This window comes from Bradyrhizobium elkanii WSM2783 (assembly GCF_000472865.1).
In the GTDB taxonomy this organism is placed as follows: domain Bacteria; phylum Pseudomonadota; class Alphaproteobacteria; order Rhizobiales; family Xanthobacteraceae; genus Bradyrhizobium; species Bradyrhizobium elkanii_A.
Genome location: NZ_AXAP01000020.1, coordinates 26,435 through 44,250, shown reverse-complemented (window position 1 = coordinate 44,250; position 17,816 = coordinate 26,435). Strand labels below are relative to the sequence as shown.

The following is a 17,816-nucleotide window of genomic DNA, read 5'->3' as shown; positions in this document are numbered from 1 at the left end:
TTTGCGCTCGGGGAGAAACAATGAACAAGCCCGTTACGCCAGTCACCAAACGCAAGCTCCGCTCCAGTGAATGGTTCAACAACCCGCACAATCCCGGCATGACCGCGCTCTATCTCGAGCGCTACCTTAATTATGGACTGACGCGGCAGGAACTGCAGTCCGGCAAACCGATCATCGGCATTGCGCAGACCGGCAACGATCTCTCGCCCTGCAATCGCCATCATCTTGAATTGGCGCATCGGGTGCGCGAAGGCATCCGCGAAGCCGGCGGTATCGCGATGGAGTTTCCGACCCATCCAATTCAGGAGACGGGGAAGCGGCCCACCGCCGCGCTCGATCGCAATCTCGCCTATCTCGGCCTTGTCGAAGTTCTCTTCGGCTATCCGCTCGATGGCGTGGTGCTGACCACCGGCTGCGACAAGACCACGCCCGCCTGCCTGATGGCGGCGGCGACCGTGAACCTGCCCGCGATCGTGCTGTCGGGCGGGCCGATGTTGAATGGCTGGCACAATGGCGTGCGCTCAGGTTCCGGCACCGTGGTCTGGAAGGCGCGCGAGCAACTCGCCGCCGGCGAGATCGATTATGAGGAGTTCATGAACGTCGTCGCCTCCTCGGCGCCGTCGGTCGGCCATTGCAACACGATGGGCACTGCCTCGACCATGAACTCGCTGGCCGAAGCGCTCGGCATGTCGCTGCCAGGATGCGCGGCGATCCCCGCGCCCTATCGCGAGCGCGGCCAGATCGCCTATGAGACCGGCAAGCGCATCGTCGAGATGGTCTGGGAGGACCTGAAGCCTTCCGACATCCTCACCCGCAAGGCGTTCGAGAACTGCATCGTGGTGAATTCGGCGATCGGCGGCTCGACCAACGCGCCGATCCACATCAACGCACTCGCCCGCCATGTCGGCGTCGAATTGTCGATCGACGACTGGCAGAAATATGGCCACGACGTGCCGCTGCTGGTGAACATGCAGCCAGCCGGCTTCTATCTCGGCGAGGAATATCACCGCGCCGGCGGCGTGCCCTCAGTGGTGCGCGAATTGATGACGCACAAACGCATCCATGAAGATGCAGTGACGGTCAACGGCCGCACCATGGGCGAGAACTGCAAGGATGCAGCCCGGCCCGATGCCGACGTGATCTGGACCTACGACAAGCCGCTGGTGAAGGACGCAGGCTTCCTGGTACTGCGCGGCAATCTCTTCGATTCCGCGATCATGAAGACCAGCGTGATCTCCAAGGAGTTCCGCGACCGCTATCTGGTCAACCCGAAGGACCCGAACGCCTTCGAGGGTCGCGCCATCGTGTTCGAGGGGCCGGAGGATTACCACAAGCGGATCGAGGATCCCTCGCTCGAGATCGACGAGCACTGCATGCTGTTCATCCGCGGCGCCGGTCCGATCGGCTATCCCGGCGGTGCCGAAGTCGTGAACATGCAGCCGCCGGCGGCGCTGATCAAACGCGGCATCCTGTCCCTGCCGTGCATCGGCGACGGACGCCAGTCCGGCACCTCGGGCTCGCCGTCGATCCTCAACGCCTCGCCGGAAGCGGCCGCCGATGGCGGGCTGGCGATCCTGAAGACCGGCGACCGGGTGCGCATCGACCTGAACAAAGGCACCGCCAACATCCTGATCTCGGACGACGAGGTGAAGAAGCGGCATGCCGAATTGAAGGCGAATGGCGGCTTCCGCTATCCGGCGAACCAGACGCCGTGGCAGGAACTCTATCGCGCCACCGTCGGCCAGCAGGCCACGGGCGCCTGCCTCGAACTCGCCACCCGCTATCAGGACATCGCCGGCAAGGTCGGGGTGGCCAGGGATAATCACTAGGTCGGGGTCATTCCGGGGCGTCGCGAAGCGGCGAACCCGGAATCCATTGCGCCACAAACGCGAGCGGACAAATGGATTCTCTGATGTGCAATTGCACATCATAGCTCACGCTTCGCGTGCCCCGGAATGACGGGCAGAATGAAGGGAGACAACATGTCAGACCGCCTGAAGGGCAAGCGCGCATTCGTCACCGCAGCGGCCGTGGGCATCGGCCGCGCTTGCGCGGTGGCCTTTGCGCGCGAGGGCGCCACCGTGTTCGCCACCGATATCGACGAGGAGAAGCTCGCGCTCCTCAAGCAAGGGGGCATCGCCGAGGTGGCGCGGCTGGACGTGCGCGACACCGCTGCGGTCGCGGCGATGGCCAAGCGCGTCGGCAAGACTGACATCCTGCTCAATGCCGCCGGCTTCGTCCATCACGGCACGGTGCTCGATTGCTCCGATGAGGACTGGGATTTCTCCTTCGACCTCAATGTGAAGTCGATGCACCGCACGATCCGTGCCTTCCTGCCGGGCATGCTGGACGCGGGCGGTGGCGCGATCGTGAACATCGCCTCCGCCGCCGGCGTGTTCAAGGCCGCGCCGAACCGTTACGTCTACGGAGCGACCAAAGCGGCGGTGGCCGCCCTCACCCGCTCGGTCGCGGCCGACTTCATTTCCAAAGGCATCCGCTGCAACTGCATCTGCCCCGGCACGGTCGAGACGCCCTCGATGCTACAGCGCGCCGCCGCCGCGGGCCCGCAGGGGCGCGACATGTTCATCGCCCGCCAGCCGATGGGCCGGCTCGGCACCGCCGAGGAGATCGCCGCACTCGCCGTCTATCTCGCCAGCGACGAGAGCGCGTTCACCACCGGCGTCGCGCATGCCATCGACGGCGGCTGGACACTCTAATTTCAAGGAAGCACACCATGAACGAATACGATCTCACCGGCCGGGTTGCGGTTGTCACCGGCGGCGCGCAGGGATTTGGGCGCGCGATCACCGATCGCTTTGTCGCCTCCGGCGCCAAAGTCGCGATCTGGGATCATGACATCACGCTGGCGGAGAAGACCGCGAAGGAGATCGGCCCGGAGGTGGCCGCTTTCAAGGTCGACGTTACCGATCCCGCCGGCGTCGAGAAAGTGCGCGACGAAGTGCTCAAGGCGTTCGGCAAGATCGACATCCTCGTCAATAATGCCGGTATCGCCGGCATCAACAAGACCGTGTGGGAGACTGACCTCGAGGAATGGCGCAAGGTATTGCGCATCAACCTCGATGGCCCCTTCATCTGCTGCAAGGCGATCGTGCCGGCGATGCTCAAGCAGGGCTACGGCCGTATCGTCAACATCGCCTCCATTGCCGGCAAGGAAGGCAATCCCAACGCGGCGCATTATTCGTCGTCGAAGGCCGGCCTGATCGCGCTGACGAAATCGCTCGGCAAGGAACTCGCGCAACACGATATCCTCGTCAACGCGGTAACGCCGGCGGCGGCGCGTACCGCGATCTTCGACCAGATGACGCAGCAGCATATCGACTTCATGCTGTCGAAGATCCCGAAAGGCCGCTTCGTGCTGGTGGAAGAACTCGCCGCGCTTGTCGCCTGGCTGGCGTCGGAGGATTGCGCCTTCTCCACCGGCGCCGTGTTCGACATCTCAGGCGGCCGCGCGACCTACTAATTAAATCGGTTGGCGGAGCTCCGCGACCAGATGGTCGGCCAACAGTAACGCCGCGCGCGACAGGTTCGCGGCGCGATGCAGCCTGATCTCGGCGCGCGGCAGCGGCGGCATGCCGTCGCGATCCGACAGGCGCCGGAGCCGCGGCGGAAAGGTGCCGGCCTTGACCACGGTGACGGCCAATCCCTGCACCGCGATCGCCTCGACCGCCGCGAGGCTGTGGCTGACGAAGGCGAGCCGCCACGGCCGTTTCGCAGCGTCGAGCGCCTGCATCGCCCAACTCCGGAACAGGCAGCCCTGCGGGTAAAGCGCCACCGGAAGCGGATCAAGCTCCTCGACGCGATGCTCCGGGCTCGCCGCCCACACCGCCTGCTCGCACCGCAGTAGTTCGCCTTCGCCGCATCCTTCCGGGTGCATGGCGATGACGAGGTCGTAGGCCTCTCCGAGCCGGTCGGTCATGGACGAGGTCAGCCCCGTCTCCATCTCGATATGGATCAGCGGATAATTGGCGACGAAGCTGGCGAGCAGCGGCGGGACCAGTAGCGTGCCGTAGTCGTCCATCACGCCGAGGCGGACGCGCCCCTCTACCTTGTGCTCCCGGACGCGGCCCATCGCCTCCTCGTTCAGGCTGAGGATGCGGCGCGCATAGCCGAGCAGGCCCTCGCCGGCTGCGCTCAGATCGACGTTGGCTTTGGTGCGATGAAACAGCTCCGCCTGCAGCCGCTCTTCCAGCCGCTTCACCTGCATGCTGACCGCCGATTGCGTCCGGTTCAGCGCCACGGCCGCACGGGTGAAGGAACGATGGTCCGCCACCGCAACGAATGCCTTCAGGAGATCAGGATCCAGGCTCATCACGAACCGTGATTTTATCTATCAGATAAATTCCATTCCTCGATTATCGCGTGTCCCCTACCGTCGGCAAGAGCCGAAAAGGAGGTCAAGCCGGATGGGCGAAACTTGGGGTGTCCTGGCCGCGGTGCTTTCGAGCGCGCTTGGCGGCACGTCGATCGGGGCAACGCGCTACCTCGTGGGCGCCATCGACCCGCTCGCCATCGGCGCGTTCCGCTTCGGCATCGGCTTCCTGCTGCTGCTTCCGCTCGTCCTGATACAGGGACGAAGCTGGCCGGCGCGACGCGACTGGCCGGCGGTGATTGGCCTCGGCCTGTTGTTCTTCGCCCTGTTCCCGATCCTGTTCAACGCATCGCTGATCTTCACGACGGCGGCGCGCGGTGCGCTCGCGCTCTCGACATTGCCGCTATTGACGATGGCGGTCGGCGCGGCGCTTGGCAGCGAGCAATTGACGGTGCGAAAGACCACGGGCGTACTGGTGACGATAACAGGTGTCGCCATGGCCCTGCTCTCCGGCCTCAGCACCGCGCCTGATGGGGCCTGGCGCGGCGATCTCCTGATGGTCGCGGCCGCGCTCTGCATGGCGCTCTACAGCATCTGGTCGAGGCCCTTCATCCGCCGCTCCGGCCCCATCCCGTTCACGACGATGGCCATGGCCGCCGGTGCCGCCTGCCTTATCCTCGCCTCGCTCGCGCGTGGCAGTTTTGCCCCGGTCGCCGCTTTCGGTGTCCCACAATGGTTCGGCGCGGTCTATCTCGGCGCCTTCGGCGCGGCGCTGACGTTCTATCTCTGGGCATTCGCGCTGGAGCGCACGACGCCGACCCGCGTCGCGATCTCGGTGACCGTCAATCCGATCGCGGCATCGCTCGTCGGCGCCACGCTGCTGGGCGAACCGCTGCGCTGGAATCTGGTGATTGGCATCGTGACCGTGTTCGCGGGCATCTGGATCGCGACGACGCAATCCGGCCCCAAGGAGGTCGTCGAGGCCGATCCGGCAGTGCAGAAGCTACGCTGACGGCCGATATTCCACGCTAATGCGTCGCAGCGCATTTCCGCCTTGCGCCGGAACCCGGCCGCAACCATCATGTGTGGTTGAGAGCGGCGCCGCCGCGACCGGATATCCCCCTTGAACATCTCCCTCTACACCATCTCCGTCTGGGTGCTGCCGCTCCTGATCGCCATCACCTTCCATGAGGCGGCGCACGGCTTCGTCGCCCACCGGCTGGGTGACAACACCGCCTGGCAGCTCGGCCGCGTCAGCTTCAATCCGCTGAAGCATATCGATCCCTTCGGCACGGTGGTCCTGCCCGCCGTGCTGTTGCTGTCGCAGTCGCCCTTCCTATTCGGCTATGCCAAGCCGGTGCCGGTCAATTTCCGCAATCTCAAGCATCCCCGGCTCGACATGGTCTGGGTGGCGCTGGCCGGCCCCGCCACCAACATCATTCTCGCTCTGGTTGCCGCACTGGCATTCCACTTACTCCCATTCGTCCCGCCGGACAGCGCGCGCTGGGTCGCGGACAATCTCAAAAACGCCTTCCTCATCAATATCGTGCTCGCGATCTTCAACATGATGCCGATCCCGCCGCTGGATGGCGGCCGGGTGGCGGTCGGGCTCTTGCCCCGGCCGCTCGCTGAGCCGCTCGCGCGCCTCGAGCCCTACGGGTTGCTGATCCTGATCGGGCTTTTGATCTTGCTGCCCCTCCTCGGTTCGCAGCTTGGTCTCAATCTTGATATTATTTCCGCGATACTGCGGACACTGACCGGCTATGTGATAGGTGCGCTTCTCCTCATCACCGGCAACGCCTAGGTTGAGAAAAAATCGCGAGGGCCTCTTGATCAAAGCTGCCGATATGCTGATCGCTCGACGTGCGGACACCCGTGCCAGAGCGGACTTCGCGACCTGGAAAATGCTCGCCAAGCTGAACGGCACGTCGTCCTTGTCGGCCGACGCGCAGAACTTCCTCGGCACCTACAACAAGCTGCTGGAGCAGATGCCGGAGCTTGAGGCGAGCGAGGCCACCATCAAGCTGATGTACAAGAGCTATTATGCCGAGATGGGCGGTGCCGGCACGCCGCCCGACGTCCCCGCCCCCTCCCGCGAGCCGGTCGCCGACCGCGGCAATGTCACCGCCTTCCGCCGCCTCCCCGCCAAGAAGCCGGGGGTATCAGGCCCGACAGGCAAACGGCCGCTGCCTGTGGCGCTGATCTTCGCCTGCCTCGTCGTGGTCTACGTCGGCATCCGCTATTTCTGGCGCTAGAGCCGCGTTGCGGCCGTAGGATGGGTAGAGCGAAGCGAAACCCATCATCCGCGCAGCGTGCTTTGAGACTGATGGGTTTCGCTTCGCTCTACCCATCCTACGAGCTAATCCGCCCTGCGCCTCAACCCGTTACTTCGGCTTCTTGAAGTTCACGTCGAGGCTGAAGGCGAATTGGTCTTCGGTGAGTTCGGCTGGCGGCGCGGGGACGGGATCGGAGCGACGGACCATCGAGATGGCCGCGTCATCGAAGGCCGGGTCGCCTGAGGACTCCGCGACAGCGACGTTGACGATGTTGCCGCGGCGGTTCAGCACGATGCTGACCTTCACGGTGGTCGCCTTGCTCTTGTTGTGCGGATAGCGCTTGTGGAGCTCGAAATAGGCGCTGATCTTGCGGCCCCAGTCGGCGGTCAGCTTCTGCCTGTCCTTGCCGATGCCGCGATTGGGGGCCTTGGCCTGCTCGGCGTCCGGCGCGTTCTCCTCCAGCGTCTGCCGCGCGGTTGCTTCCTGGGCGGGCGCCTCCTCGGAAGCCTGGGTCTGGACGGCCTGGACCTTGGGATCGTCTTCCTGGGGTTTCTTCGAGTCGTTCTGCGTGACGATGCGGTCGGGGTCTTCGGACTCGTGCGGCACGTCCTTTGGCAGGTCGGTCTCCTTGACCTCGGCCTTCTGCTCGGAGAGCTGCGGAGCGGCCTGCGACGCATCGGCGTCGGGACCCGGCGGCAGATTCTCCTCCTCGACCTTGGGCGAGGCCATCTCCACCGCGAACTCGGCGGCATTTGCGCCCAAGCCGTCGCCGACGTCATCGCCGCGCAAATTCGCAAGCGCCAGCGCCGCGCCGCCAACATGCAGCGCAAGCGCCGCCACTGCGGCGCAAATCCATAGCCGCCGGGAAGGCTTCTGCTCGAGATCGAGGTCAGACATCGCTGTCCGTCGTCAAGGTTTTGCCGGCTCGGCGGCTTGCGGTGCGGCAGGCGCGCCGGGAACACCTTCGAGCGTCACCAGCTTGACCCTGTTGTAGCCGCCCGAGCGCAGGATTTCCATCACTCCCATCAGCTCGCCATAAGGCACCGCGCGATCCGCGCGCAGGAATACATACTTATCCTTGCTCATGTCGGCCAAGGTATCGAGCGAATGCACCAGCTCAGTGCGCTTGACCGCATTTTCGCCGATCGCAAGCGTCAGGTCCGACTTGATGCTGACATAGGTCGGCTTATCCGGCTTCTTCTGCGGCGTCGCGCTCGACGTCGGCAGATCGATCGGCAGGTCCACGGTGGAGAGCGGCGCGGCCACCATGAAGATGATCAGCAGCACCAGCATGACGTCGATGAATGGCGTGACGTTGATCTCGTGCGATTCCGCGAAATCGTCGTCGTCGCCGTCATTATCCGCGATCGAGACAGCCATCGCCTACTCCGCCGCCGTGCGCGAATGTGCGCCGCCAGACACGCTGACATTGGTGCGGTCGAGGTCGCGCGACAGCAGCCGCGCAGCCGCGCCCGAGGCACGGCCGACCAGTTCCAGATAACCCTTCGTCACCCGCGAGAAGTGATTGTAGATGATCACGGCCGGGATCGCCGCGACGAGGCCGATCGCGGTCGCGAGCAGCGCCTCGGCGATACCGGGCGCGACCACCGCGAGGTTGGTGGTCTGCGATTTCGAGATGCCGATGAAGCTGTTCATGATGCCCCAGACGGTGCCGAACAGACCAACGAAGGGCGATGTCGCGCCGATGGTCGCAAGCAGGCCCATCCCGACGCGAATGCGGCGGCCTTCGGCACGCACGATCTCGGCAAAGCTCGATGCCGCGCGTTCCTTGATGCCGGCGTCGCTGGAGATGCCGGCCGACAGTCGCCCTTCCCGCATCGCCGCGGCGATCAGGGTCGACAGCACGCTGCCCTTGGCGCCGAGCGCGAACTGCGCTTCAGCAAGCGAGCGCACATCGCTGATCTTGGCGAGCGCGGCGCGCAACTTGCGCTGCACGACGGTAAGCTCGATCATCTTGGCGATGAACACCGTCCAGGTCACCAGCGATGCAAAGGCAAGACCGATCATCACCGCCTTCACGACGATGTCGGCATTCCAGAACATCACCCAGGGCGACAGTTCCTTCAGTCCGGCGATGGTCGCCGATTTCTTGCCCTCGCCTTCGGCGGGCGCCGCGCTGACGTCCTGAGTTCCCTGCGAAGCAACCGGCGCAGCGGCGGAGGGTGACTGCGCCGGCGTCGCCGCCTCTGCCGGTGGTTGCGGCGCGGCGGGAGCAGTCTGTTGCGCGACAGGCGCAGATGGAGCGGGAGCGGCGGGCGCCATCTGCTGCTGCGCCGACGACGGTGTCGTCAGCGCGGCCAGCGTCAGCACGGAGAGTGCAAGAAGTGTCGCGCGGGTAGTTAGAATGTTCATACTTCGGCCCAGTGGCGTATCAAGTTGTGATAGATGCCGGTCAATTTGACCGTTTCGGGATCGTCTCGCCCAAGCCGCTCCACCAAGGCCTGGATAGCGGTGTCCAGATCGAAGATCAGACTGCGAGCGTGCGCATCCCGTACCATGCTCTGCAGCCAGAAGAAAGACGCAACCCGCGCGCCCCGCGTCACCGGCGTGACCAGATGCAAACTAGAAGCAGGATAAAGAACGAGGTCGCCGGCCGGCAGCTTCACTTCATGCGAGCCGTAGAGATCTTCGATGACGAGCTCGCCGCCATCATATTCGTCCGGCTCCGATAAAAACAGCGTAACCGAGAGGTCGGTGCGTATCCGCAAGCCGGTGAGATGGTCTCCCCTCACCGCGTTGTCGACATGCAGACCGAAATGATGACCGTCGGTGGCGACGTAACGGTTGAACAAAGGTGGAAAGATTCTAAGTGGGATCGCCGCCGAGATGAAGCGCGCACTGGCCGAAAGCGCCGACAGCACGCGGTTGCCGAGCTGGCGTGCAACCTCGCTATCCGGCGGCAACTGCTCGTTGCGCTTCACCAGCGCCGACGCAGCGCCTGCCGTCGAACGTCCATCCTCCCAGGCGCTGGCATCCATGATGCGACGGAAGTCAGCCACATCGGTCTTGCTCAGCACATTCGGAACGCAAATCAGCATGCCCTGTCGTTTCAGAACCGTGCCGATACGACGAGATAGGCGGCGCGACCTGGCGCCTCGAGCACGAACGGAGCCGGGCTCTGATACAACGCGTCGTAATAGAGCTTGTTGAAGATGTTGTTCACGAACAGTTTGACTCTCCAGTTCTTGTTGAGCTTCGCCTCCGCGAACGCATCGAAGCGCCAGTAGCTCGGCAATTGCGTGCCCTGGTTCGCCGCGAGGAACGTGCCGCCATAGATCTTGGAACGGTAGACCGCCTGCCCACCGATCTCCCACATGTCCGTGAGCTGGTACTTCGTCAGCAGGCTGAACGATTGATGCGCGACGTTGGCGAGCGGCAGGCCGACATTGGTGGTGTAGAGAATCGTGTTCGCGGGCGGAACGAGCGATTTCGTCACCTCGGACTGCATCAGCACCAGTCCGCCGAACACGCTCCATTTGTCCGTGATCTTGCCGCCAAGGCCGAGGTCGATGCCGCGGATGCGGTAGGCAGCGCCGGCACTGATGCAGGGCACGGTGCCACTTGTGTTCGCGGGATAGGGACAGGATGCGGTGGCGGTCGCCGGCGTGATATTGACCGATTCACGCGCGTTATCCTTCTCCGTCTGGAACAACGCCGCCGTCACCAACAGGTGCCGATCGAACAACTCCCATTTGGTGCCGAGTTCGATCGCCGTGTTCTTCTCGGGACCGAAGATCTGATTGGTGTTGCCGTTCAGCACCGGCGAGAGACCGCCATACGCCGTGCTGGTGCCGTCGAACTCCGCACCGACGGGATTGGAAGAGGTGGCATAGGCCGCATAGACACTCGCGATCGGAAGCGGCTTGAGCAGGAGGCCCAAATTGAAGTTCGGCAGACCGAACTCGGCCGACTGCGTCCCGAACACGTTGGGCACGCCGTTCACCGTGCCGAAGCCGCTCGTGTTGATCTTGTAATTGTCGTAGCGGATGCCGCCGTTGAGGATGACGAGATCGTTGTAGTTGACGGTGTCGAGCAGGTAGCCGCTCGTGGTGTCGATCCCGATCTTGGTCGGGAGACCTGCGAGCGTCGGGGTCGTGCCGAACGGCAGGAATGTGTATTGCGGGTTGAACACGCTGACACCCGTGACCGAGCCCGTGCCCGAGAACGGCGCGCCAATGGCTTCCGAACTCAAGCCGGTATACTTGTCGATGCTGGAGCGCTCCTGCGACACTTCAACACCGGCGAGCGCCGTATGGCGCCAGCCGCCAGTGTCGAATTTGTAGGTGGCCTCGGTCTGGTTGGCCAGCGTATCGGTGGTCTGATAGCGGCTCTGCGGATTGGCCGACAACGTCGAGAAAATGAGCGGATTCCTGAGGACCGGCGCCTCAGGCAGCGTGCCGATGTAATTCAACAGCGAGCGCGAGGCCCTCGTCTTGTTGCTGAGCGTAAGATCCGGCGTGACCTGCACCTCGGCGTTGATGGTGCCGATATCCTGCTTCACCTGCGAGAAGTCGCGATCGGTGAAGCCGTACCAATTGTTGCGGTTGACGCCGAAATCCGGGAACGGGCCGCCTGCCTTGCTCGCGGTGCTCGGCCGGAAATAGGGCACGCCGAAATCCGGCAGGCCGTGAATATCGGTGTGAATGTAGCCTGCAGTCACCTTCACCGCATCGATCGGCGTCCACTTCGCCGCAACGAACCCGCCGCCGCGGTCATCGGACACGTAGTCACGGCCGGCAACGCCCGCGTCCTGGAACAGGCCGCCCGCGCGCACGGCAAGCGTCGGGCTGATCACCTGGTTGACGTCGAGCGTGACGCGCTTGGTGCGGTCGGTGCCGAACGTCGTATCCATGTTGTAGAAGCTGCCCTCCGTCGTCGCCTGCTTGGTGACGATGTTGATGGCGCCGCCGGTGGTGCCTCGGCCGGCGAATGAAGAGCCGGGGCCGCGCAGGATTTCGACCTGCTCGGTGAAGAAGTTCTCGCGGACGCTGACGCCGGCGTCGCGCACGCCATCGATGAATATGTCGTTGCGTGCATCAAAGCCGCGGATGAAGAAGCGGTCGCCGAAGGCGTTGCCGCCCTCGCCCGTGCCGAGCGTGACACCGGCAGTGCTCAGCACGGCCTGTCGCAACGTGGTGGCGTTCTTGTCGTCCAGCACTTGCCTGGAGAGCACCGTGATCGTCTTCGGCGTATTCAGGATCGGCTCGGGAAACTTTCCTGACGCCTGCACGCGATCGACCTTGTAAGGCGCGGCAGGATCCGCATAGGGATCGCGATCGGCATTGAGCCCACCGGCGTTGGGATAAGGGACGGCCGCAACCCGCGTCTGCTGCGTGCGACGTGACGCGCGCCTGAGTGCGGTGCGGGCGCGGACCTGATCCGATGTCGGCTTGGTGTTGGCCGGCCGCGGCCGCGCCACGGGCGCTTCCACATTCACCGGCGGCAAATTGGGCTGTTGCGCTTCGGCGCCGGAAAACGATGCGACCGCGATCAGGCCCGCAACCGTCGACACTTTCTTGCCCGAGTAGCCCTCAAGCCGTTCGCCGGCCGAGTTGACCGCCGCCTCGAAACGCAGCGACCTCGGCGTCTTTATGTTGCTCATCACTCGCCCCCGCGATGAATTCTGATTTATGCGCATTGATACGCGACGATGTGTCTCGGGGCGGTGGTATCGGCGACGAAATTTCGGGTCAACGCGAATGCGTGGATCGCTCGTTTGAATCGATCCAGATCAGAACGCTTCTAATCTGACTATTTCAAACTATTCTAATAACGATTCTAAAGAGCAGGAAAACCGCTGCGAAATCAATCACCGCACAGTTCGGCGGTAAACGAAGCTTAATCGGCGCTCGGCGGCTTCATCAGCGAGAACAATTCGTCCACCGTCCGCTGTGCGACCTGACGCACGCGATCGGTGTTCTCGCCTGCAATATTCACTCCATTCACCACCGCTTTGATCTCGTCGCGGAAATCGGTGAGGAAACGCAGCGGATCCTTCTGCTCGTTGGCAACGCGCGCGATCAATCCCGTGATCAGGATCTGGCAGGCCATCATGCGTCCGTTCAGCTCGTCCATCGCTCACCCCGATTTCGCTCGCGGGCTGCGATATGACCGACATCGAGTCCGGATTCAACCGGGAGAGAAACTCCCTCTCCCGCTTGCGGGCGAGGTGACGTGCTTTATTTCACCGCAACGTCCGGGCCTTCGCCGAGCGACTTGATGCGATCCTTGAGGTCCCGCAGCGTCTGAAGGCTGGCCTCAATCCGCTGACCGGGAATGTCGCGCAGCACGTCGGTTGCGATCGCATCGCGCAGGCTGTCGAGATCGTCGACCAGCTGCCGGCCGCGATCGGTGAGGAACAGGCGGTTGGCGCGGCGGTCCTTCGGATCAGGCCGGCGCTCGAGCAGCCCGTGCTCGACCAGTCGGTCAAGCAGCCGCACCAGCGAGATTGGCTGCAGTTCGAGCACATCGGCGAGATCGACCTGCGACAGCCCCTCCTGCTCCCGCAGCCGGAACAGCACGATCCATTGCGCGCGCGTGGTGCCACGCGTCTTCGCACGATGGTCGATATAGTTACGCAACAGGCGTGAACTCTCGACAAGCTGCGAAACAAGCTGGCGTTTCAGATCGAGCGACATGTCGGTTTCAACGGACGGATCGAGGCTTCAGGAACGCGCTCCTAAACCTTTCCAAATGTTTAGGATTCTCAAGTGTTAGTGTGTGTACGCATTAAGTGCTGACGCATTATATGGTTTCCCCGGAACGGTTTTAAACACCTATAATTGTCTCCGAACCCATGAGCGCGCATGTCCAAGTCACGAACGATAGGCTGGCTCTTGCTGGTCGCCGCCGTCGGCGCCGCGGGCTATTTTGGCTGGCAGCGCTATGGCGTGGGACACACCAAAGCTGACGGGCAAAAGACTGCCGCCGTTGCCCGTCCGCCCGTCCCGGTTCGGATTGCAGGTGTCGAAACCGCCGATTTCCCGGTCTATTTGACCGGCCTCGGCACCGTGCAGGGCTTCAACACCGTCCAGGTCCGCACCCGCGTCGACGGACAGATCATGAAGATCGCCTTCCAGGAAGGCCAGCTGGTCAACAAGGGCGACGTCCTGGTGGAGATCGATCCGCGCCCGTATCAGGCCGCGCTCGACCAGGCCACGGCCAAGAAGCAGCAGGACGAGGCGAATCTCGCCAACGCCAAGCTCGATCTGCAGCGTTTCACCCGGCTCGGCGAGTTCGCCACGCGCCAGCAGACTGACACTCAGCGCTCCATGGTCGCGCAATTGACGGCGCAGATCGCCGCAGACGATGCGGCGATCACGAATGCGCAGACGCAGCTCGATTACGCGACCGTCAAGGCGCCGATCACGGGGATCGCCGGCCTGCGCCAGGTCGACGTCGGGAACATCGTCAATGCCGCGACCCAGACCGGCATCGTCTCGATCGCCCAGATCGAGCCGATCGCGGTGATTTTCACCGCGCCCGAGGACCAACTGCCTGACATCAAGGCGGCGCTGGCGGCCTCCCCGCCGAAGACCATCGCCTACTCCACCGACGGCAAGCGCCTCCTGTCCACCGGCGTTCTCGCGCTGATCAACAACCAGGTCGATACGACCAGCGGAACCATCCGCCTGAAGGCGGTGTTCGAGAACAAGGACCACGCGCTGTGGCCGGGCCAGTCGGTATCGACGCGGCTTCTCGTGCGGACGCTGAAGGATGCGACCGTGGTTCCCGACGATGCCGTCCAGCATGGCACGGACGGGCTTTACGCGTATACTATCAGCCAGGAGAACAAGGCGGAGCTGCACCGGATCAAGGTCAGCTACTCGATCGACGGCAAATCCGTCGTCGATGAGGGGTTATCGCCGGGCCAGCAGGTGATTACCTCGGGCCAATACAAAGTCTCGCCCGGCGTGCTCGTCAGCACCGCGGTCGCGAGCTCGGATGCGACGCAATCCAAGGTGAAGCCGGAATGAGCTACGGCATTTCCGCTCCCTTTATCCGCTACCCCATCGGCACCTCGCTGCTGATGGCCGGCATTCTTTTTGTCGGCCTCGTGGCGTATCCGCTGCTGCCGGTCGCGCCGCTGCCGCAGGTCGACTTCCCGACCATCCAGATCACCGCGAATTTGCCCGGCGGCAGCCCGGAAACCATGGCGACCTCGGTGGCGCAGCCGCTGGAACGCCAATTCGCGCAGATCCCCGGCGTCGCCCAGATGACCTCGACGAGCTATCTCGGCACCGCATCGATCACCATCCAGTTCGATCTCAATCGCAGTATCGATGGCGCCGCCAACGACGTACAGGCCGCCATCAACGCGGCGAGCGGCCAATTGCCGAAGAACCTGCCGTCGCCGCCGACCTACCGCAAGGTCAACCCGGCGGACTCCCCGATCATGCTGCTGTCGGCGACCTCGGAGACGCTGCCGCTGACCGAGGTGAGCGATGCCGTCGACGCGCAGCTTGCGCAGCAGATCAGCCAGATCTCCGGCGTGGCCCAGGTCATCATCGGCGGTCAGCAGAAACCGTCGGTACGGGTCCAGATCGATCCGGCCAAGCTGGTGGCAAAGGGCCTGTCGCTGGAGGACGTGCGCGCCGCCATCACCAGCGCCACCGTCGACAGTCCCAAGGGCAATATCGACGGCGACACCCGCGCCTATACGATCTACGCCAACGACCAGCTCCTGCAGGCCGCCCCCTGGAACGACGTCATCATCGCCTACCGCAATGGCGGCCCGTTGCGAATCCGCGATATCGGCCAGGCCGTCGCCGGCCCGGAAGACGCCAAGCAGGCGGCCTGGGCTAACGGCCAGCGCGGCGTGTTCCTGGTCATCTTCAAGCAACCCGGCGCCAACGTCATCGACACCGTCGACAAGATCAAGGCAACCCTGCCGCGGCTGGTCGCCGCGATCCCGCCGGCGATCAAAATCGACGTCATCAGCGACCGCACCACCACGATCCGCGCCGCGGTCGAGGATGTGCAATTCACGCTGCTGCTCACGATCGGGCTGGTCGTGATGGTGATCTTCGTGTTCCTGCGCAGCTTCTGGGCCACGGTCATCCCAACTGTGACCGTGCCGCTCGCCCTGCTCGGCGCCTGTGCACTGATGTGGGTGTTCGGCTACACGCTGGACAACCTGTCCCTGATGGCGCTGACCATTGCCGTGGGTTTCGTGGTCGACGACGCCATCGTGATGCTGGAGAACATCACGCGCTATATCGAGGAAGGCGAGAAGCCGATGGCGGCCGCCTTCAAGGGCGCGAGCGAAATCGGGTTCACGATCGTCTCGATCAGCATCTCGCTGGTCGCGGTGCTGATCCCGCTGCTCCTGATGGGAGGCATCATCGGGCGCCTGTTCCGCGAATTCGCGGTCGTGCTGGCGATGACGATCTTCGTCTCGATGTTCGTGTCGCTGACGCTGACGCCGATGATGGCCTCGCGCTTCCTGCGGGCTCATGGCGAGACCAAGCACGGCCGGTTCTACCAGATGAGCGAGCGTGGCTTCGACGCCATGCTGCGGGGTTATCAAAACGTGCTCGACCTCGCATTGCGCTGGAAGTTCACGACGCTGATGATCTTCTTCGCGACGCTCGGCCTGTCGGTCTACCTGTTCGTGGTCATCCCGAAGGGCTTCTTCCCGCAGCAGGACGTCGGCCTGATCACTGCGACCTCGGAAGCCAACCAGGACATTTCCTTCGTCGACATGAAGCGCAAGCAGGAGGCGCTCGGCAAGATCGTGCTCGCCGACCCTGACGTCGCGACGGTGGCCATGGCCATCGGCGGCAGCGGCCGGGCGGGCAACAACGGCGCCATGTACATCACGCTGAAGCCGCGCGACCAGCGCTCCGCCAACGCGCAGCAGATCATCGCACGCCTGCGGCCGAAGCTCGAGCAGGTCGAAGGTGCCAGATTGTTCATGCAGGCGGCGCAGGACGTTCGCCTCGGCGGCCGGCCGACCCGCACCCAGTTCGAATTCACGCTGCAGGATGCCAATCTCGCCGAACTGAACGAATGGGCGCCGAAGATTCTCGCGAAGATGCAGACCTTGCCGGAACTGCGCGACGTCGCCACCGACCAGCAGACCAACGGCACCACGCTCGAGCTGAAGATCAATCGCGACACCGCCTCGCGCTACGGCATCCAGCCGCAGCTCATCGACGACACGCTGTATGATGCGTTCGGCCAGCGCCAGGTGACGCAATATTTCACCCAGCTCAACAGCTATCACGTGATCCTGGAGGTGCTGCCCGAGCTGCAGGCCGGCATCGACACGCTGAACAAGATCTATCTGAAGTCGCCGCTGACCGGCGAGCAGGTGCCGCTATCGACCTTTGCGACCTGGACCAGCGTGCCGGTGCGGCCACTCTCGATCAGCCACCAGGGCCAGTTCCCGGCGATCACCATCAGCTTCAACCTGGCGCAGGGCGTGGCGCTGGGACAAGCGACCGATGCGGTGCAGAAGGCGATGGTGGAGATGGGTGCGCCGCCGACGCTGAATTCGAGCTTCCAGGGCACCGCGCAGGCGTTCCAGCAATCGCTGAGCACCGTACCGCTCCTGATCCTCGCGGCGCTGGTGGTCGTCTACTTGATCCTCGGCATCCTCTACGAGAGCTACATCCATCCGATCACCATCCTGTCGACGCTGCCCTCGGCCGGCGTCGGCGCGCTCGCGATCCTGATGGCGGCCGGCTTCGATTTCAGCCTGATCGCACTGATCGGCATCATCCTCTTGATCGGCATCGTCAAGAAGAACGGCATCATGATGGTCGACTTCGCGATCGCGGCCGAGCGTGACGATCACCTGGAGCCGGAGGCCGCGATCCGGCAAGCCGCCCTGCTCCGCTTCCGCCCAATCATGATGACGACGATGGCAGCGCTGCTCGGCGGCGTGCCCTTGATGCTCGGCACCGGCACAGGATCGGAAATCCGCCAGCCGCTCGGCTACGCCATGGTCGGCGGCCTGATCGTGAGCCAGGCGCTGACGCTGTTCACGACGCCGGTGGTCTACCTCTATCTCGACAAGCTCTCCAATATGTTCGCGGGCTGGAGCAGCTCGACGGATGCGGAGGACGAGGAGCATCGGCGCGAAGAGCGTTCCGTCAAGGAAGCCGCGGAGTGAGCTGTTCGTAGCCCGTAGGATGGGTAGAGCGAAGCGAAACCGATTGGTTGCCGCCGCGAAAAAGATGATG

At 63.8% G+C, this 17,816-nt stretch carries 16 protein-coding genes; 8 read left to right on the top strand and 8 right to left on the bottom strand.

Annotation, left to right across the window (positions count from 1 at the left end; translation table 11 throughout):
- The first annotated feature begins 20 nt into the window (after positions 1–20).
- The 3 genes from YY7_RS0119035 (at position 21) to YY7_RS0119025 (ending at position 3,481) form a co-directional block, all read left to right on the top strand.
- Complete coding sequence (locus tag YY7_RS0119035) at positions 21–1,829, top strand: IlvD/Edd family dehydratase (protein ID WP_028164601.1); 1,809 nt, start codon at positions 21–23, stop codon at positions 1,827–1,829.
- Positions 1,830–1,982: 153 nt separating this feature from the next.
- Positions 1,983–2,717: an SDR family oxidoreductase gene (locus YY7_RS0119030; RefSeq protein WP_028164600.1), complete on the top strand. Its 735-nt coding sequence runs from the start codon at positions 1,983–1,985 to the stop codon at positions 2,715–2,717.
- Between the two features lie 17 nt (positions 2,718–2,734).
- Positions 2,735–3,481, top strand: coding sequence for an SDR family NAD(P)-dependent oxidoreductase (locus tag YY7_RS0119025; RefSeq protein WP_028164599.1), 747 nt, complete (start codon positions 2,735–2,737; stop codon positions 3,479–3,481).
- Here the strand turns inward: YY7_RS0119025 and YY7_RS0119020 are convergent, their stop codons facing one another.
- The gene (locus YY7_RS0119020; protein WP_028164598.1) at positions 3,482–4,330 is read right to left on the bottom strand and encodes a LysR substrate-binding domain-containing protein; all 849 of its coding nucleotides are present in this window, start codon (positions 4,328–4,330) and stop codon (positions 3,482–3,484) included.
- A gap of 94 nt (positions 4,331–4,424) precedes the next feature.
- Here YY7_RS0119020 and YY7_RS52195 point away from each other — a divergent pair, with 94 nt between their 5' ends.
- The 3 genes from YY7_RS52195 (at position 4,425) to YY7_RS0119005 (ending at position 6,585) form a co-directional block, all read left to right on the top strand.
- A complete protein-coding gene (locus YY7_RS52195) occupies positions 4,425–5,342 on the top strand; it encodes a DMT family transporter (protein WP_051396801.1) in 918 nt (305 codons plus the stop codon).
- Positions 5,343–5,453: 111 nt separating this feature from the next.
- The gene (locus YY7_RS0119010; RefSeq protein ID WP_028164597.1) at positions 5,454–6,134 is read left to right on the top strand and encodes a site-2 protease family protein; all 681 of its coding nucleotides are present in this window, start codon (positions 5,454–5,456) and stop codon (positions 6,132–6,134) included.
- Between the two features lie 43 nt (positions 6,135–6,177).
- Positions 6,178–6,585, top strand: a complete 408-nt coding sequence (locus YY7_RS0119005; RefSeq protein WP_130227807.1) for a hypothetical protein — start codon at positions 6,178–6,180, stop codon at positions 6,583–6,585.
- Between the two features lie 129 nt (positions 6,586–6,714).
- Here the strand turns inward: YY7_RS0119005 and YY7_RS0119000 are convergent, their stop codons facing one another.
- From YY7_RS0119000 to YY7_RS0118970, 7 genes are all read right to left on the bottom strand, one after another.
- A complete protein-coding gene (locus YY7_RS0119000; RefSeq protein ID WP_028164595.1) occupies positions 6,715–7,503 on the bottom strand; it encodes a TonB family protein in 789 nt (262 codons plus the stop codon).
- 12 nt (positions 7,504–7,515) lie between these two features.
- Positions 7,516–7,986, bottom strand: coding sequence for a TonB system transport protein ExbD (gene exbD / locus YY7_RS0118995; RefSeq protein ID WP_028164594.1), 471 nt, complete (start codon positions 7,984–7,986; stop codon positions 7,516–7,518).
- A 3-nt stretch (positions 7,987–7,989) separates the two neighbouring features.
- On the bottom strand, positions 7,990–8,979 hold the full coding sequence (exbB, locus tag YY7_RS0118990; RefSeq protein WP_028164593.1) for a tonB-system energizer ExbB: 990 nt from the start codon (positions 8,977–8,979) through the stop codon (positions 7,990–7,992).
- A complete protein-coding gene (locus tag YY7_RS0118985; protein ID WP_028164592.1) occupies positions 8,976–9,665 on the bottom strand; it encodes a Fe2+-dependent dioxygenase in 690 nt (229 codons plus the stop codon). The genes exbB and YY7_RS0118985 overlap by 4 nt, the downstream gene beginning before the upstream one ends.
- 11 nt (positions 9,666–9,676) lie before the next feature.
- Positions 9,677–12,229 carry a TonB-dependent receptor gene (locus YY7_RS0118980; protein ID WP_028164591.1) on the bottom strand — a complete coding sequence of 851 codons (2,553 nt, stop codon included), beginning with the start codon at positions 12,227–12,229 and terminating at the stop codon, positions 9,677–9,679.
- A gap of 236 nt (positions 12,230–12,465) precedes the next feature.
- Positions 12,466–12,702 (bottom strand): hypothetical protein, encoded by a 237-nt coding sequence (locus YY7_RS0118975; RefSeq protein WP_028164590.1) that lies wholly within the window; start codon positions 12,700–12,702, stop codon positions 12,466–12,468.
- A 104-nt stretch (positions 12,703–12,806) separates the two neighbouring features.
- Positions 12,807–13,265, bottom strand: a complete 459-nt coding sequence (locus tag YY7_RS0118970) for a MarR family winged helix-turn-helix transcriptional regulator (RefSeq protein ID WP_028164589.1) — start codon at positions 13,263–13,265, stop codon at positions 12,807–12,809.
- 168 nt (positions 13,266–13,433) lie between these two features.
- Here YY7_RS0118970 and YY7_RS0118965 point away from each other — a divergent pair, with 168 nt between their 5' ends.
- Complete coding sequence (locus YY7_RS0118965; protein ID WP_028164588.1) at positions 13,434–14,603, top strand: efflux RND transporter periplasmic adaptor subunit; 1,170 nt, start codon at positions 13,434–13,436, stop codon at positions 14,601–14,603.
- Complete coding sequence (locus tag YY7_RS0118960; protein WP_028164587.1) at positions 14,600–17,746, top strand: multidrug efflux RND transporter permease subunit; 3,147 nt, start codon at positions 14,600–14,602, stop codon at positions 17,744–17,746. The genes YY7_RS0118965 and YY7_RS0118960 overlap by 4 nt, the downstream gene beginning before the upstream one ends.
- Positions 17,747–17,816: the final 70 nt, after the last annotated feature.